General features: G+C 41.8%; 36 protein-coding genes. 35 read left to right on the top strand and 1 reads right to left on the bottom strand.

Features of this window, described 5'->3' with window-relative positions:
• Positions 1-79: 79 nt before the first annotated feature.
• On the bottom strand, positions 80-970 hold the full coding sequence (gene fabD / locus ACT29H_RS10240) for an ACP S-malonyltransferase (RefSeq protein ID WP_444821534.1): 891 nt from the start codon (positions 968-970) through the stop codon (positions 80-82).
• Between the two features lie 602 nt (positions 971-1572).
• Between fabD and rpsL the strand changes: the two genes are divergently transcribed.
• The 35 genes from rpsL to ACT29H_RS10415 all read left to right on the top strand — a co-directional run bounded on the left by rpsL (position 1573) and on the right by ACT29H_RS10415 (position 22681).
• A complete protein-coding gene (gene rpsL / locus ACT29H_RS10245; protein ID WP_444821535.1) occupies positions 1573-1947 on the top strand; it encodes a 30S ribosomal protein S12 in 375 nt (124 codons plus the stop codon).
• A gap of 120 nt (positions 1948-2067) precedes the next feature.
• Positions 2068-2544, top strand: a complete 477-nt coding sequence (gene rpsG / locus ACT29H_RS10250) for a 30S ribosomal protein S7 (RefSeq protein WP_444821536.1) — start codon at positions 2068-2070, stop codon at positions 2542-2544.
• Between the two features lie 37 nt (positions 2545-2581).
• On the top strand, positions 2582-4693 hold the full coding sequence (fusA, locus tag ACT29H_RS10255; protein WP_444821537.1) for an elongation factor G: 2112 nt from the start codon (positions 2582-2584) through the stop codon (positions 4691-4693).
• A 21-nt stretch (positions 4694-4714) separates the two neighbouring features.
• Complete coding sequence (gene rpsJ / locus ACT29H_RS10260) at positions 4715-5020, top strand: 30S ribosomal protein S10 (protein ID WP_444821538.1); 306 nt, start codon at positions 4715-4717, stop codon at positions 5018-5020.
• A gap of 23 nt (positions 5021-5043) precedes the next feature.
• Positions 5044-5661, top strand: a complete 618-nt coding sequence (gene rplC / locus ACT29H_RS10265; RefSeq protein WP_444821539.1) for a 50S ribosomal protein L3 — start codon at positions 5044-5046, stop codon at positions 5659-5661.
• Complete coding sequence (rplD, locus tag ACT29H_RS10270) at positions 5661-6290, top strand: 50S ribosomal protein L4 (protein WP_444821540.1); 630 nt, start codon at positions 5661-5663, stop codon at positions 6288-6290. The genes rplC and rplD overlap by 1 nt, the downstream gene beginning before the upstream one ends.
• A gap of 11 nt (positions 6291-6301) precedes the next feature.
• Complete coding sequence (gene rplW / locus ACT29H_RS10275; protein WP_444821541.1) at positions 6302-6592, top strand: 50S ribosomal protein L23; 291 nt, start codon at positions 6302-6304, stop codon at positions 6590-6592.
• A 5-nt stretch (positions 6593-6597) separates the two neighbouring features.
• The gene (gene rplB / locus ACT29H_RS10280; protein ID WP_444821542.1) at positions 6598-7422 is read left to right on the top strand and encodes a 50S ribosomal protein L2; all 825 of its coding nucleotides are present in this window, start codon (positions 6598-6600) and stop codon (positions 7420-7422) included.
• Between the two features lie 21 nt (positions 7423-7443).
• Entirely contained in the window at positions 7444-7713 is a 270-nt protein-coding gene (gene rpsS, locus ACT29H_RS10285; protein WP_444821543.1) for a 30S ribosomal protein S19, read from the top strand.
• 35 nt (positions 7714-7748) lie between these two features.
• Positions 7749-8159 carry a 50S ribosomal protein L22 gene (gene rplV / locus ACT29H_RS10290; RefSeq protein WP_444821544.1) on the top strand — a complete coding sequence of 137 codons (411 nt, stop codon included), beginning with the start codon at positions 7749-7751 and terminating at the stop codon, positions 8157-8159.
• Positions 8160-8169: 10 nt separating this feature from the next.
• A complete protein-coding gene (gene rpsC, locus ACT29H_RS10295) occupies positions 8170-8877 on the top strand; it encodes a 30S ribosomal protein S3 (RefSeq protein ID WP_444821545.1) in 708 nt (235 codons plus the stop codon).
• A gap of 33 nt (positions 8878-8910) precedes the next feature.
• Positions 8911-9342, top strand: coding sequence for a 50S ribosomal protein L16 (gene rplP, locus ACT29H_RS10300; protein ID WP_444821546.1), 432 nt, complete (start codon positions 8911-8913; stop codon positions 9340-9342).
• A 5-nt stretch (positions 9343-9347) separates the two neighbouring features.
• Entirely contained in the window at positions 9348-9548 is a 201-nt protein-coding gene (gene rpmC / locus ACT29H_RS10305) for a 50S ribosomal protein L29 (RefSeq protein WP_444821547.1), read from the top strand.
• Positions 9549-9553: 5 nt separating this feature from the next.
• A complete protein-coding gene (gene rpsQ / locus ACT29H_RS10310; protein WP_444821548.1) occupies positions 9554-9811 on the top strand; it encodes a 30S ribosomal protein S17 in 258 nt (85 codons plus the stop codon).
• Between the two features lie 2 nt (positions 9812-9813).
• Positions 9814-10179 (top strand): 50S ribosomal protein L14, encoded by a 366-nt coding sequence (gene rplN, locus ACT29H_RS10315; RefSeq protein ID WP_444821549.1) that lies wholly within the window; start codon positions 9814-9816, stop codon positions 10177-10179.
• Positions 10180-10192: 13 nt separating this feature from the next.
• Entirely contained in the window at positions 10193-10513 is a 321-nt protein-coding gene (gene rplX, locus ACT29H_RS10320; protein ID WP_444821550.1) for a 50S ribosomal protein L24, read from the top strand.
• Positions 10513-11070, top strand: a complete 558-nt coding sequence (rplE, locus tag ACT29H_RS10325) for a 50S ribosomal protein L5 (protein ID WP_444821551.1) — start codon at positions 10513-10515, stop codon at positions 11068-11070. The genes rplX and rplE overlap by 1 nt, the downstream gene beginning before the upstream one ends.
• 5 nt (positions 11071-11075) lie before the next feature.
• Positions 11076-11345, top strand: coding sequence for a 30S ribosomal protein S14 (gene rpsN / locus ACT29H_RS10330; RefSeq protein WP_444821552.1), 270 nt, complete (start codon positions 11076-11078; stop codon positions 11343-11345).
• Positions 11346-11400: 55 nt separating this feature from the next.
• Positions 11401-11796, top strand: coding sequence for a 30S ribosomal protein S8 (gene rpsH / locus ACT29H_RS10335; protein ID WP_444821553.1), 396 nt, complete (start codon positions 11401-11403; stop codon positions 11794-11796).
• A gap of 15 nt (positions 11797-11811) precedes the next feature.
• Complete coding sequence (gene rplF / locus ACT29H_RS10340) at positions 11812-12363, top strand: 50S ribosomal protein L6 (RefSeq protein ID WP_444821554.1); 552 nt, start codon at positions 11812-11814, stop codon at positions 12361-12363.
• A 19-nt stretch (positions 12364-12382) separates the two neighbouring features.
• A complete protein-coding gene (gene rplR / locus ACT29H_RS10345) occupies positions 12383-12739 on the top strand; it encodes a 50S ribosomal protein L18 (protein WP_444821555.1) in 357 nt (118 codons plus the stop codon).
• 6 nt (positions 12740-12745) lie between these two features.
• Positions 12746-13264, top strand: a complete 519-nt coding sequence (rpsE, locus tag ACT29H_RS10350; RefSeq protein WP_444821556.1) for a 30S ribosomal protein S5 — start codon at positions 12746-12748, stop codon at positions 13262-13264.
• Between the two features lie 11 nt (positions 13265-13275).
• Positions 13276-13452 carry a 50S ribosomal protein L30 gene (gene rpmD, locus ACT29H_RS10355; RefSeq protein WP_444821557.1) on the top strand — a complete coding sequence of 59 codons (177 nt, stop codon included), beginning with the start codon at positions 13276-13278 and terminating at the stop codon, positions 13450-13452.
• Positions 13453-13483: 31 nt separating this feature from the next.
• Positions 13484-13930: a 50S ribosomal protein L15 gene (gene rplO, locus ACT29H_RS10360; protein ID WP_444821558.1), complete on the top strand. Its 447-nt coding sequence runs from the start codon at positions 13484-13486 to the stop codon at positions 13928-13930.
• Between the two features lie 67 nt (positions 13931-13997).
• Positions 13998-15335 carry a preprotein translocase subunit SecY gene (gene secY, locus ACT29H_RS10365; RefSeq protein WP_444821559.1) on the top strand — a complete coding sequence of 446 codons (1338 nt, stop codon included), beginning with the start codon at positions 13998-14000 and terminating at the stop codon, positions 15333-15335.
• Between the two features lie 22 nt (positions 15336-15357).
• A complete protein-coding gene (gene map, locus ACT29H_RS10370; protein WP_444821560.1) occupies positions 15358-16143 on the top strand; it encodes a type I methionyl aminopeptidase in 786 nt (261 codons plus the stop codon).
• 15 nt (positions 16144-16158) lie between these two features.
• On the top strand, positions 16159-16377 hold the full coding sequence (gene infA, locus ACT29H_RS10375; protein WP_010663197.1) for a translation initiation factor IF-1: 219 nt from the start codon (positions 16159-16161) through the stop codon (positions 16375-16377).
• 74 nt (positions 16378-16451) lie between these two features.
• On the top strand, positions 16452-16568 hold the full coding sequence (gene ykgO, locus ACT29H_RS10380; protein WP_444821561.1) for a type B 50S ribosomal protein L36: 117 nt from the start codon (positions 16452-16454) through the stop codon (positions 16566-16568).
• An 11-nt stretch (positions 16569-16579) separates the two neighbouring features.
• Entirely contained in the window at positions 16580-16948 is a 369-nt protein-coding gene (gene rpsM, locus ACT29H_RS10385) for a 30S ribosomal protein S13 (protein ID WP_444821562.1), read from the top strand.
• A gap of 11 nt (positions 16949-16959) precedes the next feature.
• Positions 16960-17349, top strand: coding sequence for a 30S ribosomal protein S11 (gene rpsK / locus ACT29H_RS10390; RefSeq protein WP_444821563.1), 390 nt, complete (start codon positions 16960-16962; stop codon positions 17347-17349).
• A 144-nt stretch (positions 17350-17493) separates the two neighbouring features.
• Positions 17494-18099, top strand: a complete 606-nt coding sequence (gene rpsD / locus ACT29H_RS10395) for a 30S ribosomal protein S4 (protein WP_444821564.1) — start codon at positions 17494-17496, stop codon at positions 18097-18099.
• A gap of 9 nt (positions 18100-18108) precedes the next feature.
• On the top strand, positions 18109-19101 hold the full coding sequence (locus ACT29H_RS10400) for a DNA-directed RNA polymerase subunit alpha (protein ID WP_444821565.1): 993 nt from the start codon (positions 18109-18111) through the stop codon (positions 19099-19101).
• Positions 19102-19106: 5 nt separating this feature from the next.
• Entirely contained in the window at positions 19107-19691 is a 585-nt protein-coding gene (gene rplQ / locus ACT29H_RS10405) for a 50S ribosomal protein L17 (protein WP_444821566.1), read from the top strand.
• Positions 19692-19849: 158 nt separating this feature from the next.
• On the top strand, positions 19850-21154 hold the full coding sequence (gene eno, locus ACT29H_RS10410) for a phosphopyruvate hydratase (RefSeq protein WP_444821567.1): 1305 nt from the start codon (positions 19850-19852) through the stop codon (positions 21152-21154).
• A gap of 213 nt (positions 21155-21367) precedes the next feature.
• A complete protein-coding gene (locus ACT29H_RS10415; RefSeq protein WP_444821568.1) occupies positions 21368-22681 on the top strand; it encodes a citrate (Si)-synthase in 1314 nt (437 codons plus the stop codon).
• The last annotated feature ends 51 nt before the right edge of the window (positions 22682-22732 follow it).

Here is a 22732-nt window from a genome sequence, read left to right on the forward strand (position 1 = left end):
GAAGCCAATGGCTTAGACTGGTTTTTGAACGAAATAAAAAAAAGGCAGAGGGCCTACAACCTTCTGCCTTTTTTGTTTTTTATTTATTGTAGCTGCTAATCCCTTGTGTAGCTACGCTTCTGTCAATTTTTTTGATGAGTCCTTGCAATACTTTACCCGGTCCTATTTCGGTGAAATCATCGGCGCCGTCAGCAATCATGTTGCGAACGGTTTGTGTCCATTTTACGGGCGATGTAAGCTGTGATACCAGATTGGCTTTGATTTGTTCGGGGTCGGTATAAGGCTTACCATCCACATTTTGATAAACCGGACATACAGGCTTGCTGAACGAGGTGTTTTTGATCGATTCGGCCAGCTCGGCACGTGCCGGTTCCATCAGTGGACTATGAAATGCTCCGCCAACGGGTAATTTGAGGGCTCGTTTGGCGCCTTTTTCTTTCAACAGTTCGCAGGCCTTGTCAATGCCTTCGAAGGAGCCGGAGATAACCAACTGCCCGGGGCAATTATAGTTGGCAGCCACCACCACATCTTCGATGGACTCGCATACTTCTTCCACAACATGGTCTTCCAGTCCAACGATAGCCGCCATGGTGGAAGGCGTGATTTCACAGGCTTTTTGCATCGCCTGAGCCCTTTGTGAGACCAACTTAAGTCCGTCTTCAAAAGATAGAGCCCCGGCTGCAACAAGAGCAGAGAATTCTCCGAGCGAGTGTCCGGCAACCATTTCCGGATTGAATGATTCGTCAACGGTTTTGGCCAGTATCACTGAATGTAAAAAGATGGCTGGTTGAGTCACTTTCGTTTGTTTCAGGTCTTCATCACTCCCCTCAAACATGAGATCGGTTATCCGAAAACCTAATATTTCATTGGCTTTTTCGAAAAGCTCTTTTGCCAGGGGATGATTGTCGTAGACATCTTTTCCCATTCCAACGTATTGGGCTCCCTGTCCTGGAAATACGTATGCTTTCATTGTCTGTTGGTTTTTAATGATTTATTTTTTGGCCTTGCAAATATACAATATGTTTTATTTTTTCCGTATGATCAGGTATTTTGGGGCGTTGACCGGTTGTTGTCGGCTTTCGGGAATTAACCTTCCATATTTAATTGGGGTAACAAAATTTGATGCCTGGCGTTGGTCGCTATTGGGCTAAAGCTGATGGGTCGATGCGCCTTGTCGGTTAATTGTTAATGCGTTATTCCGAATGTTTTTTGGCATAAAGACATCTTCGGAAGCAGGAAAAAGGTAGATGAATTTATCGGATAAGAAAGCTAAAAGGCTTGAGGGTTAAATAATGAAAATAAAATCAAAAATAAAATTTATTTGAGGATGAAGGCTTCGTAATCAGAAACGATGTTTAGAGGTTGATATCCGATAAAACCATTTTTAACCAATTCTTTACAAGAAAAAAAACAGAGGATATTATGAATTTTCGTTTGAAAATTAGTACTTTTGCACCGCTTTTTTGTGCGAAAGAGGGAAAATTGTTGAAAATCAATGAGGTTTTAATAGAAAAAAATTACCTTTGCAAGCCATTTTAAAAGAGAATATTAAGTTTAAAAACAAATGTCTATATGCCAACAATTCATCAGTTAGTTAGAAAAGGACGTAAAAAACAGGTAGAGAAAAGTAAATCACCTGCTTTGAATGCTTGTCCACAACGGCGAGGTGTTTGTGTGCGGGTTTACACCACCACCCCTAAGAAGCCGAATTCAGCCATGCGTAAAGTGGCTCGTGTGAGATTGACCAATGGGAAAGAGGTGAACGCCTACATCCCGGGAGAAGGCCATAACCTTCAGGAACACTCCATTGTTCTTGTTCGCGGTGGTCGTGTAAAAGATCTTCCCGGAGTTCGTTATCACCTGGTTCGCGGTGCTTTGGATACTTCCGGTGTGGAAGGAAGAACTCAGCGCCGTTCCAAGTACGGAACAAAACGTCCTAAGAAGTAATTAAAGTTTCACGTTTTGGTTTTGTTTATTGGTTTGTAAGCAACGGTTGAGTAAATGACCAGAAGGTCGTTGAAGACATGAATACAGCCAATAAAAAGACTAATAAACAAAAAAAGAGAAATGAGAAAAAGTAAACCTAAAAAGAGAATTATTCTTCCTGACCCCAAGTTTAATGATACTCTGGTGACCCAGTTCGTAAATAACCTGATGCTTAGCGGTAAAAAGTCCATCGCTTACAATATCTTCTATGAATCGATGGAACGGATAGGCGAAAAAGCTGAAAAAGAGGGGATGGCGCCGCTGGAAATGTTTAAAAAAGCATTGGAAAATGTTACCCCTGCCGTAGAGGTGAAAAGCCGTCGGGTTGGTGGTGCTACTTTTCAGGTGCCTACCGAAATTCGTCCCGATCGTAAGGTTTCAGTGAGTATGAAAAACCTGATCGCTTTCGCGCGTAAACGGAGTGGTAAGTCAATGGCAGAAAAACTGGCTGCTGAAATTGTTGCTGCATACAATCAAGAAGGTGGAGCCTTCAAACGTAAAGAAGATATGCACAAGATGGCTGAAGCTAACCGTGCATTTGCTCATTTTAGATTTTAAACTTAACTAAATATAGAAGAGGAGATACCTTATTATTATGGCAAAGGCAGATTTAAAATATACCAGAAACATCGGAATCATGGCTCACATTGATGCCGGTAAAACAACCGCCACAGAGCGGATTCTGTTTTATACCGGTATGACCCATAAAATTGGGGAGACACATGATGGTTCCGCGACAATGGACTGGATGGAGCAGGAGCAGGAGAGAGGTATTACCATTACTTCCGCTGCCATTACCACTCAATGGAAATATAACGACCAAGAATATAAAATTAATATCATCGACACCCCCGGCCACGTTGACTTTACTGTCGAAGTGGAACGTTCGCTTCGGGTTCTGGATGGTGCAGTTGCTGTATTTTGTGCGGTTGGTGGAGTAGAGCCCCAGTCTGAAACTGTATGGCGTCAGGCCAATAAATATGGTGTGCCGCGGTTAGGGTTTGTCAACAAAATGGACCGTTCCGGAGCCAACTTTTTTGAAGTGGTTCGTCAGGTGAAAGAGGTGCTGGGTGCTAACCCTGTGCCCATTCAAATACCTATTGGTGCCGAAGATGATTTCCAAGGCGTTGTTGACCTGCTTGAAAATAAAGCGGTGGTTTGGTTCGATGACGATGTGCTTGGAACCAATTATTCGTTGCAGGATGTTCCCGCCGAAATGGCTGATGAAGTGGCTGAATGGCGAGGCAAACTCATCGAATCGGTGGCCGAATATGACGATGAATTAATGGAACGATACTTTGATGATCCGGATTCTATTACCAAAGAACAAATCATCGAGGTATTGCGTAAAGCAACGATCGATATGAAAGTGGTTCCCATGTTGTGTGGATCTGCTTTTAAAAATAAAGGTGTTCAGCGTTTGATTGATGCCATTGTGAGTTTCCTTCCTTCGCCCGTCGATGTGGCAGAGATTGAAGGAACCAATCCTAAAACCGGAAACGTAGAAAGTCGTCCGCATGATGAGAACGCGCCTTTCACCGCTCTTGCATTTAAAATTGCTACCGACCCCTTTGTGGGACGTTTGGCATTTATGCGGGTTTATTCAGGGAAAGTGGATGCCGGTTCTTATGTCTGGAATTCCAGAACACAGAAAAAAGAGAGAATTGCCCGTCTTTACCAGATGAAATCGAACAAGCAGTTACCTAAAGATAGTATTTCTGCCGGTGATATCGGTGCTGGTGTGGGCTTTAAAGATATCCGGACTGGTGATACCCTTTGTGAAGAGAAACATCCACTGGTTCTTGAATCCATGGATTTCCCTGATCCGGTTATCAGTGTGGCTGTTGAACCCAAAAGTCAGAAAGATTTGGATAAACTCGGAACCGCTTTGTCGAAACTTTCCGAAGAAGATCCTACTTTCAGGGTTGAGACTGATGAGGATAGCGGCCAGACAGTAATTAGTGGAATGGGTGAGTTACACCTTGAAATTATTGTTGACCGACTGAGACGTGAATTTAAGGTTGAATGTAACCAAGGACGTCCGCAGGTTAATTACAAAGAAGCGATTACCCAAACGGTTGAGCATCGTGAAGTATTTAAGAAACAGACCGGTGGTCGTGGTAAGTTCGCCGATGTGATTGTGCGCATAGGTCCTGCTGAGAAAGAAAAAGAAGGCCTTGAGTTCATCGATCTGGTTAAAGGCGGTAACATTCCTAAAGAATTCATTCCTTCTGTTGAGAAAGGATTCAAGGAAGCGATGAAAAACGGTGTGTTAGCCGGATTTAATGTGGATAGTCTTAAAGTTGAATTGCTTGATGGATCTTTCCACCCGGTTGACTCCGATCAGTTGTCGTTTGAGATTGCTGCCCGTCAGGCCTTTAAAGCGGCTTGTACGAAAGCTAAACCGGTGTTGCTTGAACCCATTATGAAGGTTGAAGTGGTGACTCCAGAAGAATATATGGGAGACATTATTTCCGACTTTAATAAGCGTCGTGGACAAGTAGGCGGTATGGAATCTAAGGCTGGTGCTCGGGTTGTGAAAGCCATGGTTCCGCTTGCTGAAATGTTTGGTTATGTAACTTCTTTACGTACTATTTCATCCGGAAGGGCCACCTCTTCTATGGAATTCAGTCACTATGAAGAAGTCTCCCGAAACATTGCCATGGAGGTTGTAAAAGAGGCAAAAGGTAAAGTTGAATTATTATAGAAACAGTTCTCATCAACGATTATGAATCAAAAAATAAGAATCAAATTGAAGTCATACGATCATAATCTGGTAGATAAATCTGCCGAAAAGATCGTAAAGACAGTAAAGACGACGGGGGCTGTCGTGAGTGGCCCCATTCCGTTGCCTACACACAAAAGGATTTTTACGGTTTTGCGCTCTACTTTTGTGAATAAAAAGTCGAGAGAGCAGTTTGAGCTGGCATCCTACAAAAGGCTAATTGACATCTACAGTTCAACAGCCAAAACCATTGATGCGCTCATGAAACTGGAACTTCCCAGTGGTGTAGAAGTAGAGATAAAAGTGTGATCTAATGTTTTAATTATAGAGCAATGCCAGGATTAATAGGAAAAAAAATCGGAATGACTTCCGTTTTCAGTGCCGAGGGAAAAAATATTCCATGCACTGTTATCGAAGCTGGTCCTTGCGTCGTCACCCAAGTCAAAACGAAAGAGACAGATGGGTACGAAGCCATTCAGTTGGCTTTTGACGATAAAAAAGAGAAAAACACGCCTATGCCGATGAAGGGGCATTTCAAAAAGGCAGGTATTTCTCCCAAGGCCAAGCTGGTTGAATTGAAAGATTTTGAAAACGAGCTGAAAGCAGGGGATGTATTAACGGTTGACCTCTTCGAGGAAAATATTTTCGTTGATATTACCGGCTTTTCAAAGGGAAAAGGTTTTCAAGGGGTTGTTAAACGCCACGGATTTGGCGGTGTAGGTGACCAAACACACGGTCAGCATAACCGTCTCAGAGCCCCGGGTTCGTTGGGTGCCTCCTCATTTCCTTCAAGGGTGTTTAAAGGCATGAGAATGGCCGGTCGTACAGGCGGCAACCGTGTTAAAGTTGAAAACCTGAAAGTTATTAAAGTAATTCCCGAAAGTAACCTGTTGATGGTTAAAGGGTCTGTACCCGGACCTAAGGGTTCATATTTAATTATCGAAAAGTAATGGAACTGAATGTAGTTAACATACAAGGACAGGAAACCGGCAGGAAAGTGGAATTGCCCGACACTGTTTTCGGTATTGAGCCCAATGACCACGCCATCTATCTGGATGTGAAACAATTTTTGGCCAATAACCGTCAGGGTACGCATAAGTCGAAAGAGCGTGCCGAAATCGCCGGTAGTACCAAGAAAATTAAAAGGCAGAAAGGTACGGGTACCGCCCGTGCAGGTAGTATAAAGTCTCCCGTATTTCGTGGTGGGGGTCGTGTTTTTGGTCCTAGGCCCAGAGATTATAGCTTTAAACTCAATAAAAAGTTGAAACAGCTGGCGCGTAAATCGGCTCTGGCCTATAAAGCTAAAAATAACGCTATTGTGGTGGTTGAGGACTTTTCTATGGAAGCGCCAAAAACCAAAGAGTTTGTCAATATTCGTAAGAACCTTAAGCTGGACGGAGTAAAATCGTTGATGATTTTCAAAGAAGTGGACCGGAACGTTTTCCTTTCTTCACGAAATGTTCCCAAATGTCAGGTGGCAACACTTACCAGTCTTAATACTTATAATATTATGAACGCCCAATCGCTTGTTTTGGCCGAAAGTTCGGTTGAAGAAATCGTTCAACTTTTTAACGCTTAACAAACTGAGTCATGAATATAATTATTAAGCCGATAGTAACAGAAAGAATGACCTGGCTTGGCGATACCCTGAACCGATACGGCTTTATTGTGGACAAGCGTGCCAATAAAATCGAAATAAAAAAAGCTGTTGAGGAGATGTATGGCGTCACAGTTTCCCGCGTGAATACGATGAATTATGCCGGGAAAGCAAAAGTTCGCTATACCAAAAGTGGTATTATCAGCGGGCGTACTAATTCTTTCAAAAAAGCAATTGTAACATTAGCCGAAGGAGATAAGATTGATTTCTTTAGCAATATTTAATTGACATGGCAGTAAGAAAACTAAAGCCCGTAACACCAGGGCAGAGACACAAAATTATTGGTGCATTTGATACGATTACCTCAAGTGTACCAGAAAAATCCTTATTGCGGCCACTAAAAAAGAGCGGCGGACGTAACAACACTGGTAAAATGACCATGCGTTACATCGGCGGCGGCCACAAGAGGAAGTATCGGGTAATCGATTTTAAAAGAGACAAAGACGGTGTTTCAGCAGTGGTAGATTCCATTCAGTACGATCCGAATCGTAGTGCTCGAATCGCCTTGCTGGTCTATGAAGATGGTGAGAAACGGTACATTCTTGCACCAAATGGGTTGCAGGTTGGACAAAAGATCCAATCCGGTTCCGGTGTACCACCGGAAATAGGGAATGCACTTCCTTTGGGAGATATTCCGCTGGGTACTATTGTCCATAATATTGAACTTCGTCCCGGACAGGGTGGTGCATTAGTCCGAAGTGCCGGAACCTTTGCACAGATATCTGCTCGTGAAGGGAAATACGCCGTTGTGAAATTACCTTCCGGAGAATCGCGAATGATACTTACCACTTGTCGTGCCACCATTGGCGCCGTTGGTAATTCTGATCATGCACTGGAACGGTCAGGAAAGGCCGGACGTTCACGTTGGCTCGGTCGTCGACCCCGTGTTCGTGGTGTGGTTATGAACCCAGTGGATCACCCGATGGGTGGTGGTGAAGGTCGTGCCTCAGGTGGACATCCAAGATCCAGAAAAGGCCTTCTTGCTAAAGGTTATAAAACCAGAAATCGTAAGAAAGCTTCTTCTAAGTACATTCTTGAAAGAAGGAAAAAGTAACCGGTTAATTGTATTTGAATTATGAGCAGATCGTTAAAAAAAGGACCCTATATTCATTATAAACTGGAACGTAAGATTTCAGCTATGAATGAATCCGGCAAGAAGTCGGTCGTTAAAACCTGGTCCCGTGCATCAATGATTGCCCCTGAATTTGTGGGGCATACCATTGCGGTACATAACGGAAATAAATTTATTCCCGTTTATATTACCGAAAATATGGTAGGACATAAATTGGGCGAATTTGCTCCCACGCGTACGTTCCGTGGGCATGCAGGTAATAGGAAAAAATAATCGCCCTGTAGTTCTAACTTTTTAATGAAAAAATAATGGGTGCAAGAAAAAGAATAAGAGCAGAAAAACTAAAAGAAGCCAAAAAACAGGAATGTGTTGCCAGGCTTCGAAATGTGCCTACCTCACCTCGTAAGATGAGACTCGTAGCCGATATGGTTCGAGGCATGGAAGTGAATAAGGCACTTGATGTACTGAAGTTTTCCACCAAGGAGGCCTCCCGTCGTGTTGAAAAATTGTTGTTGTCAGCTATCGCCAACTGGAAGGAAAAAAATGATGATGTACGACTGGAAGATGCCAATCTCTATATTAAAGAGATTTATGTGGATTCCGGACGTATCCTTAAAAGATTGAGACCAGCCCCTCAAGGACGGGCACACCGGATTCGGAAGCGGTCCAATCATGTTACCATTAAGGTTGAGAGTAAGATAGAAAACCAAGAAAATTAAATTGAGCTAGATGGGACAAAAAGTAAATCCAATAAGTAACAGATTAGGAATTATCCGAGGATGGGATTCCAACTGGTTCGGAGGCAAAGATTATGGCGATAAGCTGCTGGAGGATTCCAAGCTGCGCAAATATCTCAATGCTCGTCTGGCAAAAGCCAGTGTTTCCCGTATCGTGATTGAACGAACGCTAAAGCTGGTGACCATTACCGTATATACTGCCAGGCCCGGTATTATTATTGGGAAAGGCGGACAAGAGGTAGACAAGCTTAAAGAGGAGTTAAAGAAGATTACTGATAAAGAAGTTCAGATCAATATTTTTGAAGTGAAGCGTCCAGAATTGGATGCTCTGATCGTAGCTAACAATATTGCACGTCAGCTTGAAGGGCGTATTGCCTATCGTCGGGCTGTGAAAATGGCTATTGCATCGACCATGCGAATGGGAGCCGAAGGGATTAAAATTCAGGTTTCAGGTCGTTTGAACGGTGCTGAAATGGCTCGTTCAGAAATGTATAAAGAAGGTCGTACACCCCTTCATACTTTCCGGTCTGATATTGACTTCGCCAAAGCAGAAGCCCTTACAAAAACAGGTTTGATAGGCATCAAAGTCTGGATTTGCAAAGGTGAAATTTACGGTAAACCCGATCTTTCTCCCAATTACAGCGTGAAAGAAACCGGAGGTGGCCGTGGAAAAGGCGGATTCAAAAAGAGAAGAAAGTAATCATCGGTTAAACCATTAATTGAATTATTAACGATGTTACAACCAAAAAAAGTTAAATACAGAAGACAACAAAAGGGAAGAATGAAGGGGAATGCTCAGCGTGGGCATGAACTGGCATTCGGCTCTTTTGGAATTAAATCACTGCAGTCAAAATGGATCACGGGTCGTCAGATTGAAGCTGCTCGTGTTGCAGTGACACGTTATATGCAACGTCAGGGACAAATCTGGATACGTATCTTCCCCGATAAACCCATTACTAAGAAGCCTGCCGAAGTGCGGATGGGTAAAGGGAAAGGTAGTCCTGAAGGATTTGTTGCTCCTGTTACACCCGGGCGCATCCTTATCGAGTGCGACGGAGTTCCTTTTAATGTCGCTAAGGAAGCTCTGCGTCTGGCTGCGCAAAAGCTACCCGTTACGACTAAGTTTGTGGTGCGTAGGGATTATGTCGAATCTTCAAATGAATAAAAGGTATGAAAAGTTCTGAAATTAGAGAAATGACACCACGCGAATTAGAAGAGCGTATTGAGAACATGAGTCAGGAGCTGGTTCGTATGAAACTAAATCATACCATTTCTCCTCTGGAAAATCCGATGAAGATTAGGCACACCCGCCGTGATATTGCACGCATGAAGACCATTCTGCGTCAAAAACAACTTAATGAAAAAGAATAAGTTTTATGGGAACCAGAAATCTTAGAAAAGAAAGAACAGGCGTTGTGGTGAGCGACAAGATGGAAAAATCTATCGTTGTTGCAGTGGAAATTCGTGAAAAACACCCTCTTTACGGGAAATTTGTGAAGAAAACAAAGAAATTTCACGTTCATGATGCCCAAAATGCCTGTCATATAGGGGATACGGTCCGTATTATGGAAACCAGGCCCTTAAGCAAAACCAAACGTTGGAGATTAGTTGAAATTCTTGAAAGAGCTAAGTAATCATGATACAACAAGAAACCAGACTGAATGTTGCTGACAACAGCGGCGCCCGAGAAGTGCTCTGTATCCGTGTCCTTGGTGGTACCGGACGCAGATATGCCTCCGTGGGCGACCGTATTGTGGTGACAGTTAAAAGTGCCTTGCCCTCGAGCGATATGAAAAAAGGCACGGTAAGCAAAGCGGTAGTCGTTCGTACTAAAAAGGAAATCAGACGTGCCGATGGCTCTTATATCCGTTTCGATGATAATGCCTGTGTGCTTATCAATAATACCGGAGAAATACGTGGAACGCGTATCTTTGGTCCTGTTCCGCGGGAACTTCGTGACGGTTACATGAAAATTGTTTCATTGGCGCCAGAAGTGCTTTAAATTTTGTATTATTATGGGGAAATTACATATTAAAAAGGGAGATATCGTCATTGTTAATGCCGGTGTCTACAAAGGACAGGAAGGAAGGGTACTGGAGGTCTTTCCCAAAAAAATGCGTGCCATCGTGGAAGGAATTAATATGGTAAGTAAACATACCAAACCCAATTCCGAAAATCCACAAGGTGGCGTCATTAAAAAGGAAGCCCCTATTCATATTTCCAATCTCAACCTGAAGGATCCTTCCTCAGGTGAAGCTACCCGGATCGGTCGAAGATTAAATGATCAGGGTAAATTGGTTCGTTATTCAAAAAAATCAGGAGAGGAGATTAAGTAATGAGCTATACACCTACATTAGAAAAACAGTATAAGGAACAAATTATCCCGGCTCTGATGAAAGAGTTCGGGTACAAAACCGTCATGCAGGTTCCCAGATTGGAGAAGATTGTTATTAACCAGGGTGTAGGCAATGCTGTGGCTGATAAAAAACTGGTGGATATTTCTATTAATGAATTGACTACCATTAGCGGTCAGAAAGCCATTCCCAGATACTCTAAAAAGGATATTTCCAATTTTAAGTTACGTAAGGGAATGCCTATTGGTGCGAGTGTTACCCTTCGACGGGATAAAATGTATGAATTTCTGGAACGTCTTATTCGTGTGGCCTTACCTCGTATTCGTGACTTTAAAGGCATCAATGACAAGTTGGATGGACGTGGAAATTATACACTTGGTATCGAAGAGCAAATCATTTTTCCGGAAATAAATATCGATCAGGTGAATAAAATTATGGGTATGAATATTACCTTTGTCACCTCCGCTAACACGGACGAAGAAGCATTTAGTTTGCTCCGGGAATTCGGATTACCTTTTAAAAACCTAAAAAAGAATTAATTAGTATGGCAAAAGAATCCATGAAAGCCCGTGACAGAAAACGGGATAAACTGATTGCCAAGTACGCAGAAAAAAGAGCCCGGCTGAAAGCTGAGGGTGATTATGAAGGGTTGCAAAAATTGCCCAAAAATGCATCACCGGTTAGACAGCACAATCGTTGCAAATTAACGGGACGCCCCAAAGGGTATATGCGTCAATTTGGAGTTAGTAGGATTACTTTTCGTGAATTGGCCTCTGCCGGATTAATCCCCGGCGTTAAAAAGGCCAGTTGGTAAGGAGAGTAAGTGTTAAATATTGTCCCGGAAGCGGGATCAATTTAAACTTAAGAAGATGACAGATCCAATTGCAGATTATCTGACTCGAATCAGAAATGCCGTTATGGCAAGGCATAAGGTTGTTGAGGTGCCCGCCTCCAACCTTAAAAAGGAAATGACCAAGATCTTATATGACAAAGGTTATATCCTTAATTACAAGTTTATCGAAGACGGTAAACAAGGGATTATAAAAATAGCGCTGAAATACGATCCCGTATCCAAAGAAGCTGCTATTAGAAGTTTGGTACGTGTATCCAAACCCGGTTTAAGAAAATATACCGGATATCGGTTGGTACCAAGGGTCCTGAACGGACTAGGAATTGCAATTATATCCACCAGTAAAGGGGTTATGACAGACAAAGAAGCCCGTCGGGAAAAAATTGGTGGTGAAGTTTTATGTTACGTATATTAAAAAGGAGGTTTAGTTATGTCAAGGATAGGAATTTTACCAATTAACATACCTTCAGGAGTTAACGTAACGGTCAAAGACAATATTGTTACTGTTAAAGGTCCTAAAGGCGAACTTCACCAAGATATTAACCCCGAAATTAAGGTGGAAATTAGTGAAGGAAAAATCGAAGTGAAAAGGCCCTCAGACGAGAAGAAATTTAAGGCTTTACACGGATTATACCGGTCTCTTATAAACAATATGGTGATTGGTGTGTCAGAAGGTTATCGGAAACAACTTGAACTGGTTGGTGTGGGATATCGTGCACAAAATTCAGGACAAGTTCTGGAACTTTCATTGGGATATTCGCACCCCATTCATATTCAGTTGCCGAAAGAGATTAAGGTGGAAGCCAAAACAGATCGGAAAAGTAATCCATTGATTACTTTGGAATCGGCCGACAAACAACTTCTCGGACAGGTTTGCGCCAAGTTGCGCTCATTACGTAAACCTGAGCCCTACAAAGGAAAAGGAATCCGCTTTTTGGGTGAACAAATTCGTCGTAAGGCTGGTAAGAGTGCTAAGGTTTAATCTGAGTAAATAATTAGATATGGCTTTTTCAAAACTAAATAGAAGACTAAAAATAAAAAGAAGGGTCCGGAAAAATATTAGCGGAACCGCTGAAAAACCGCGGATGTCGGTCTACCGTAGCAATAAACAGATTTCTGTTCAACTGATCGATGACAAAACCGGGAAAACCCTCGCTGCAGCTTCTTCACTGGTAAAAGATATAGCTTCTCAAAGTGGAACGAAATGTGAAAAAGCTGCCATGGTCGGTAAATTGATTGCAGAACGAGCTCAAAATTCTGGCATCAAGCAAGTGGTTTTCGACCGTAACGGATATTTGTATCATGGTAGAGTTAAACAATTGGCCGATGCTGCGAGAGAGGCCGGTCTTAAATTCTAAAACATTATGGCTGGAAATATAAAAAAAGTTAGAAACAATAACGATATTGAACTTAAAGACCGCCTGGTAGCCATTAATCGTGTTACCAAAGTAACAAAGGGGGGCCGTACATTCAGCTTTTCCGCAATTGTGGTTGTAGGTGACGAAAAAGGTGTTGTGGGGTGGGGACTCGGCAAAGCCAATGAAGTGACCAGCGCAATCGCTAAAGGTGTTGAGGCTGCCAAGAAAAATCTGGTTCGTGTACCCATTCTTAACGGAACGATACCCCATGAACAAGTGACCAAATTTGGCGGTGCCCGTATTTTCATGAAACCTGCATCGCAAGGTACCGGGCTGGTGGCCGGAGGTGCTATGCGTGCTGTCTTGGAAAGTGCCGGAGTTACTGATGTGTTGGCTAAGTCTAAGGGTTCAGCCAATCCGCATAACCTTGTTAAAGCAACTATTAAGGCGCTTTGTCAAATGCGTGATGCGCATACCATTGCCCAACAGCGTGGTGTAACCCTGGATAAAGTTTTTAACGGATAAAATTCTTAAAAATGGCTAAAATAAAAGTGACCCAGGTTAAAAGTCGCATTAAGTGTAATTTTAAACAAAAACGCACTTTAGATGCACTTGGTCTGAAGAAACTCAATAGTACCGTGGAACATGAGGATACCCCCAATATTCTCGGAATGATTGAAAAAGTGAAACACCTTGTGAGTGTTGAAAAATAATTTAGGTTTTAACGTTTTATTGATATAAATCATGCAATTACATAATCTTAAACCTGCTGAAGGCTCGACGCATAAGGGAAGACGTCTTGGACGGGGTCCCGGATCAGGATTAGGAGGTACTTCTACTCGTGGTCATAAAGGCGCCAAATCACGTTCGGGATATGCCAGAAAAATAGGTTTTGAAGGTGGGCAGATGCCTTTGCAGAGAAGAGTTCCTAAATTCGGTTTTAAGAATATTAACCGAAAAGAGTATAAATCTATCAATGTTCGTACGTTGCAATCTCTTTTTGAGAAATTGAATGTTACGGATATTACTCCTGAAGTTCTTTATAATGCCGGTCTTGTTGGAAAACGAGATCTGGTTAAAATTTTGGGCGAGGGTGAGCTTAAGGCAAAATTGAATGTTAAAGCTCATGCTTTTTCTAAAAAGGCCAAAGAAATTATTGAAGCAGCTCAGGGAACTACTGAACAATTATAGGCAATGACCGGCCCTCGCTTTCTATGTGAGGGCTGTTGTTTGTCTGTCAATATAGAAAATAATACTCATGAAGCTTATAGAAACCATTCGAAATATCTGGAAAATAGAGGACCTTAAAACCCGTATTTTGACTACCATTGGTTTTATTCTCATTTACCGTTTGGGGTCGTACGTTGTTATTCCGGGTATTGATCCAGATCAATTAGCCAATCTTGATGCACAAACCAGTAGTGGCGTTCTGGGATTATTAAATATGTTTTCCGGTGGTGCATTTTCCAATGCCTCCATTTTTGCGTTAGGAATAATGCCTTATATTTCTGCCTCTATTGTTGTTCAGCTGTTAGGGATTGCAATTCCTTATTTCCAACGGCTGCAAAGAGAGGGAGAGAGTGGTCGTCGGAGAATCAATCAGATTACACGGTATCTTACAGTGGTTATATTATTGTTTCAGGCCCCTGGTTATATTGCTAATCTTCACGCTCAGTTGCCCGAAACAGCGTTTGCCGCTAGGGGATGGAGCTTTACTTTAACATCCACCATAATTCTTACTGCGGGTTCCATGTTTGTGATGTGGCTTGGTGAACGAATAACCGATAAAGGTATTGGAAATGGTATTTCATTGATTATTATGATTGGTATTATTGCTCGTCTGCCATTTGCTATTATTGCAGAATTTGTTTCTCGCTTGGAAGAAGGTGGTGGATTGGTGATGTTACTTATTGAACTTGTGGTTTTGTTCTTTGTTTTTGCAGGTACCATTCTTTTGGTTCAGGGCACTCGGAGAGTTCCGGTTCAATATGCCAAACGCATTGTTGGGAACAAACAATATGGAGGGGTAAGACAATATATTCCCCTTAAAGTTAATGCTGCTGGTGTGATGCCTATTATTTTTGCACAGGCTATCATGTTTATACCAATTACCCTTGCAGGATTTTCGGAAAGTGATACCGCCACCGGTTTTGCTGCTACGTTTGCCAACTATACAGGCTTTTGGTATAACTTTACTTTTGCATTGTTAATCATACTGTTTACCTATTTTTATACGGCTATTACCGTTAATCCTCAGCAAATGGCTGAAGATATGAAGCGGAATGGTGGCTTTATTCCCGGGGTTAAACCTGGAAAGAAAACTATGGAATTTCTTGACTCTGTAATGTCTAAAATTACTTTACCCGGTTCCATCTTTCTTGCCATTGTTGCTATTCTGCCTGCTTTTGCCATGATTGCCGGTGTTGACCAATCTTTCGCGCATTTTTACGGAGGAACCTCTTTGTTGATCTTAGTAGGTGTGGTTTTGGATACCTTGCAACAGATAGAAAGTCATTTGCTGATGAGGCATTATGATGGTTTAATGAAATCAGGCCGAATAAAAGGCCGCACCGGAGGAGGCGCTTCGATGTATTAATGAAGGGAGTGGTTATAATAGAATGATTTATTTAAAAACCAAAGAAGAAATTGAGTTACTTCGTGAGAGTAATATGCTGGTGGGTAAAACCCAGGGTGAATTAGCCAAATGGATCGAACCAGGTATTACTACTTTGAAGCTGGATAAAATTGCTGAAGAATTCATAAGAGATCATGGGGCCGTTCCGGCATTCCTCAATTATCAGGGATTTCCCAATTCACTATGTACTTCAGTGAATGATCAGGTGGTGCATGGAATTCCCAATAATAAGCCCTTGAAAGAGGGGGATGTTATTTCTGTGGATTGCGGAGTTTTACTCAATGGTTACTATGGTGATTCTGCCTATACCTTTTGTGTCGGAGAAGTAGATTCAGAGGTTAAAGAATTACTGGATGTAACCAAAAAATCTTTGTATAAAGGTATTGAACAAGCAGTAGAGGGGAAAAGAATTGGAGATATCGGTTTCGCCGTTCAATCCTACGTGGAACAATACGGCTTTTCAGTGGTAAGAGAAATGGTTGGTCACGGCGTTGGAAAAAATTTACATGAAGCACCGGAAGTGCCTAACTATGGTCGAAGAGGTAACGGAGTTAAACTGAAAGAAGGGATGGTCATTGCCATTGAACCAATGATTAATTTGGGCAAACGATATATCGTTCAAGAGGCGGATGGCTGGACCATACGTACCCGTGATCGAAAGGTTTCGGCTCATTTTGAACATACTGTTGCTGTAGGAAAAAATGAAGCTGATATATTGTCCAGTTTTAAATTTGTGGAAGAAGTATTACATTTGCAGTCTGAAAAATAAAACGATACATAGATTATGGCCAAACAAGCTTCAATCGAACAAGACGGTACAATAATCGAGGCACTCTCCAACGCCATGTTTCGCGTGGAATTGGAAAACGGGCATGTTATCACTGCCCACATATCTGGTAAGATGCGTATGCATTATATCAAAATTTTGCCTGGAGACAGGGTGAAAGTGGAAATGTCTCCCTACGATCTAACGAAAGGTAGAATTAGTTACAGATATAAATAAATGTTAACTTTGATAATTTGCCTGGCTACGGTTGGTGCAAATGTTTTAATCACAAATAAGAAAATTTTAAGAGTATGAAAGTCAAAACATCTATAAAAAAGCGAAGTACCGACTGTAAAATTGTTCGGCGCAAAGGTCGCTTGTATGTTATCAATAAAAAGAACCCGAAGTTTAAACAACGTCAAGGATAAAAATTTAGAATATGGCAAGAATTGGAGGAGTAGATATTCCTACAAATAAAAGAGGAGAAATTGCTCTGACCTACATTTATGGTATTGGTCGGAGTAGTGCTATTAAAATTCTGGATCAGGCCGGTATTGACCGAAATATGAAGGTTAAGGATTGGAATGATGAGCACATTACTAAGATTCGTGAGATTATTAGTTCCAATTACACCACTGAGGGTGAACTAAAAGCACAAGTTCAGCTTAATATTAAGCGGTTAATGGACATTGGATGCTATCGTGGCATTCGTCATCGTATCGGTCTGCCGGTGAATGGGCAATCCACTAAAAATAATGCCCGTACCAGAAAAGGCAAAAAGAAAACTGTTGCTAATAAAAAGAAATAATTGAGTGAATTATGGCAAAAAAGTCGGGAAGTCAAAGGAAAAAGATTGTTAAAGTGGAGGCTATTGGCCAGGCACATATACATTCTTCTTTCAATAATATCATCATTTCGATGACCAATAACAATGGTCAGGTGATCTCCTGGTCCAGTGCCGGGAAAATGGGATTCCGCGGTTCTAAGAAAAATACCCCTTATGCCGCCCAGGTAGCAGCCAGTGAATGTGCGAAAGTTGCTCATGACTTGGGATTGAGAAAAGTGAAGGTATTTGTCAAAGGTCCCGGAAACGGACGTGAATCTGCTATCCGTGCGATTCATTCAAGTGGTATTGATGTTAATGAAATCGTAGATGTTACACCACTTCCGCATAACGGTTGTCGCCCACCCAAAAGAAGAAGAGTATAATTGTTTTAACTAGTTGTTAACCATGAATTTTTGATTTTGAGTTTTGAATCATGGTGGGTTATATTTGTAACCTCCTCTCTATAATCTTGCGGCTGTCATATTCATCATTTAAAATCAAAAATTTAAAATCAAAAATTTAGTAGAATGGCTAGATATATTGGTCCAAAAACCAAAATTGCCCGTAAATTTGGAGAATCCATTTACGGTCCGGATAAATATTTCGAAAGGAAAAATTATCCTCCCGGTCAGCATGGTAATTCCCGTCGTCGGAAAACCAGTGAATATGGGGTTCAGTTAAAAGAAAAGCAAAAAGCAAAATATACCTACGGTTTGCTGGAAAAACAATTTCGTAATTTGTTTAAGAAAGCTGACAGTAAAAAAGGTATTACTGGTGAAGTATTGCTTGGATTGCTGGAATCCAGACTTGACAATGTTGTTTATCGTTTAGGTATTGCTCCAACCAGGGCTGCTGCTCGTCAGTTGGTATTACACCGTCACATTACCGTTGATGGTAGTATTGTGAATATTCCATCCTATACCCTAAGGCCCGATCAGGTTATTGGAGTGCGTGAAAAATCCAAATCGCTCGAAGTGATTAGTACCTCTTTGAGTAATTCTAGTGTTCAAAAATATTCCTGGCTGGAATGGGACCAAAATAGTATGCAGGGTAAATTTCTTAATGTACCTGAAAGGTCCGAAATACCCGAAAATATTAAAGAACAGTTGATCGTTGAATTGTACTCTAAATAATTTATTCTTATGGCAATATTAGCGTTCCAAAAACCTGACAAAGTCATCATGCTCGAGGCTGACGATCAATTCGGTCGTTTTGAATTTCGTCCTCTTGAGCCCGGATATGGTATTACTATTGGAAATGCCTTAAGAAGAATTCTGTTGTCCTCGCTTGAAGGATATGCCATTACAACTGTTAAAATTGAGGGTGTTGATCACGAATTTTCCAACATTACAGGTGTTGTTGAAGATGTGACCGAAATCATCCTGAATCTTAAACAGGTTAGGTTTAAGCAGACCACAGAGGATCATGACCAGGAAAAATTGACGGTAGATCTTACCGGAAAAGAAGTTTTAACTGCTGGTGATTTTGATCAGTTTCTTAATGGCTTTAAGGTACTTAATCCCGAACTGGAAATCGCTCATATGGATTCGGACGTTAAAATCCAAATGACGCTTACCATTGGAAAAGGAAGGGGATATGTACCTGCCAGCGAAAATCAAAGTAGCGATCAGGAGCTGGGTACTATTGCCATAGATTCTATCTTCACACCCATTCGTAATGTGAAATACGAAATCGAAAACTTTCGGGTAGAGCAAAAAACCGACTATGAGAAATTGATCCTGGAAATTCAGACTGACGGTTCAATTCATCCCAAAGATGCATTGAAAGAGGCTTCCAAGATTTTAATTCATCACTTCATGCTCTTTTCAGACGAGAAAATTACTCTTGAGTCTGAAGAAAAAGCGAGTGGAGATGAATTTGATGAAGAGGTACTCCATATGCGTCAGATGTTAAAAACCAAACTAGTGGATCTTGATCTTTCCGTTCGTGCCCTTAATTGTCTTAAGGCTGCGGATGTAGAGACGCTTGGAGAGTTGGTTCAATACAACCGGAACGATCTTCTTAAGTTCCGTAATTTTGGAAAAAAATCACTTACCGAGCTGGATGATCTACTGGAAAATATGGGTCTGACTTTCGGCATGGATATTTCGAAGTATAAATTAGACAAGGAATAATCGCAATGAGACATAGAAAGAAATTTAATCACTTAAGCCGCACCAGTTCTCACCGTAAGGCTATGCTTGCTAATATGGCCTGTTCTCTGATTATGCATAAGAGAATTAAGACCACCGTAGCTAAGGCCAAAGCCCTGCGTATGTATGTGGAGCCTCTTATCAATAGATCTAAGACGGATAGTACTCATTCCCGTCGGGTTGTTTTTCGTCATCTTCAAAACAAAGAGGCTGTGACCGAATTGTTTCGTGGTGTATCTGAAAAAATTGCCAATCGTCCGGGAGGATATACCCGTATTCTGAAGCTTGGTAATCGCCAGGGGGATGCCGCGGAAATTTGCTATATCGAGTTGGTCGACTATAATGAAAATATGTTGACTGCTAAATCGGACGAAGGAGATAAAAAACGAACCAGAAGAAGCCGACGTGGTAAAAAGTCAACCGCCTCTAAAGCCACGGCTACGGCTGTTGAAACTGTTTCTGAGGAGACCGCTGCCCCTGCAGATGATGCTGCCGATAAAGTAGAAAATGAAGCTGCAGAAAATCAGGTGGATCAGAAACCGGAGGGAGAGGAAAGCAAAAAAGAAGAATAGATTTGATCTTTAATAGATTAAAAAATCTTTAAAAAGGGATAAAGGGTATTAGCTTTATCCTTTTTTTTTGACAAATTGCTGTTATGTTTTGATATTTGAGTGCCGGAAAATTCCGAACACCAACGTTTATTAATTAACTGATATAAATTAAAAAAGTTATGGGACAAATTGCAAATGTTCATGCCCGCGAAATCCTTGACTCACGGGGAAATCCTACCGTAGAAGTTGAGGTTACTCTTGATTGTGGAATTATTGGTCGGGCAGCTGTTCCGTCCGGAGCTTCTACTGGCGAAAATGAAGCTCTTGAATTACGCGACGGAGATAAGAATCGCTACTTAGGGAAAGGTGTTCTTAAAGCTGTTGAAAATGTTAATACAGTAATAGCGCCCGCTTTGGTTGGGATGAGTGCTCTGGATCAGGTCGGTGTTGATTCAAAAATGTTGGAAATGGATGGTACCAAAACCAAAAGCAAACTGGGTGCCAATGCCATTTTAGGGGTTTCTTTGGCAACGGCTAAGGCTGCTGCCGAATATCTCGATTTGCCTCTCTACAGGTATATTGGTGGAACCAACGCAGTTACTCTTCCGGTTCCCATGATGAACATTATCAATGGTGGTTCTCACTCTGATGCTCCTATTGCTTTTCAGGAATTTATGATCCGTCCCGTTGGCGCAAAAAGTTTCCGTGAAGGATTACGTATGGGAGCTGAAGTTTTCCATTCGTTGAAAAAAGTATTGAAAGAAAGAGGGCTCAGTACTGCGGTTGGTGATGAAGGTGGTTTTGCCCCTGAACTGGACGGAACCGAAGATGCTTTGAACTGCATCATTAAAGCCATCGAAAATGCAGGATATAAAGCTGGCCGTTTGGAAGAAGGCGGTCAGGTATCCATTGCTCTGGACTGCGCTTCGTCCGAGTTTTATAAAGACGGAATTTATGACTATTCCAAGTTTGAAGGGGCCAACGGTGCTAAACGTACCTCCGCTGAACAGGCCGACTATCTTGCCGAATTGATTGAAAAATATCCCATCGATTCTATCGAAGACGGATGCGATGAAGGTGACTGGGATGGTTGGGTTAACCTGAACAACAAAATTGGAAGTAAATGTCAGCTTGTCGGCGACGACCTGTTTGTTACCAACGTTGAGTATCTTAAGAAAGGAATTGAGCTGGGTGCCGCCAACTCCATCTTGATTAAAGTAAATCAGATTGGTACGCTGACCGAAACATTGAATGCTATTGAAATGGCCCACAGAGCAGGCTATACCAGCGTAACCTCTCACCGTTCCGGTGAAACCGAGGATGCAACGATTGCCGATATTGCTGTGGCTACCAATAGTGGTCAAATCAAGACCGGTTCTTTGAGCCGCTCCGACCGTATGGCCAAATACAACCAGTTGCTTCGTATTGAAGAAGAACTGGGAGATAATGCGGTTTATGGATATCAAAAAGTTCTGAAAAAATAGATTTTGCGTTTTTATAACACATAATTTGGCGTAAAACTATTTTGGAACTTGCTTCCAAAAGAATTAAAGCCGGACAAGATGTTTTTCTTGTCCGGCTTTTTGTATTATTTGAAGTATAGAACAATTTTAATTATTTGTTGTTTAATTATCAGGTTTTGACTTCTTCTTATTTTATATCGGATAAAACCAATTGCTAATAATAATTTTTTAAGTATGGATTATATTAAGGAAAAGCTTATCTCCATAGGCAGGCCTCAGGCCGAATTGGTTAAAAAAATTCAGAAGGATTACGGGAATAAAGTTATTCAGGAGGTAACTCTTGATCAGGTGTTTGCAGGGATGAGAGGGGTCGTTTCTTTACTGACCTGTACCTCCAAGCTTGATCCTGAGGAGGGAATTCGTTTTAGAGGGTATTCCATTCCCGAATTGCGGGAAAAACTTCCCAAAATTAAAGAAGATGGTGAACCTTTACCTGAAGGACTTTTTTATTTGATGCTGATTGGTGAGCTTCCTTCCCATGAGGATGTTAAGTTTATTAGTGAAGCGTGGGCCAAAAGAGCACAAAATATCCCTCATCATGTTTTTGATGTCATTGACGCGCTTCCCAAAAGTGCGCATCCAATGATTCAGTTTAATGCCGCTATTTTGGCTATGAGTACAGAGTCCCATTTCCGGCGTGCTTATCTTTCCGGATTGGATAAAAAGGAGTATTGGGATCCGATGTATGAGGGGGTGATGGATCTTATCAGTCGATTACCGGTTATTGCTGCCTATATTTATCGTCGGGTCTTCCATAATGAGAAATATATTGATCCGGATCCTTCACTGGATTGGTCCGGGAATCTGGCTCATATGATGGGGTTTGACAGCGAGGAAGTAAAAAGGCTGATGCGCTTATATATGGTTATTCATGCCGACCATGAAGGCGGCAATGTATCTGCCCATACCACCCATCTGGTTGGGTCGGCTTTATCTAATCCCTATTATAGCTTTTCGGCAGGGATGAATGGCTTGGCAGGGCCACTGCACGGTATGGCCAACCAAAATGTGATGCACTGGCTCGAGCGAATGATCGATGAGTTGGGAACCGATGCTCCCTCAACCGAACAAGTCAGAGCGTATGCGCAAAAAACCCTGAGCGCCGGTAATGTTATTCCAGGCTATGGTCATGCAGTTTTGCGCAAAACCGACCCCAGGTTTACCGTTCAATTGGATTTTGCCAATAAATATATTCCTGAAGCACCATTAATTCAGCTGGTTAAAAAAGTGTATGAAGTAGTTCCCGATCTACTGGTACAAACAGGGAAAGTGAAAAACCCCTGGCCCAATGTGGATGCAATTTCCGGTAGTTTGCTGTCTAGTTATGGCATTACGGAGTACCCGGTATATACCATGCTTTTTGGTGTTTCCAGAGCACTAGGGGTACTGACTCAACTTATTTGGGACCGATTGTATGGCCTGCCTATTGAGCGACCTAAATCTCAAACTTTGGATTGGTTTATTGACAAAGTAGGATATAAAGAGTGATATTAAGTTACTCAATTCGCTTTTTTATTGTGAGCCGGAGATGCGTTTTGT

It is taken from the genome of Thermophagus sp. OGC60D27 (assembly GCF_052400625.1).
GTDB lineage: Bacteria > Bacteroidota > Bacteroidia > Bacteroidales > Marinilabiliaceae > Thermophagus.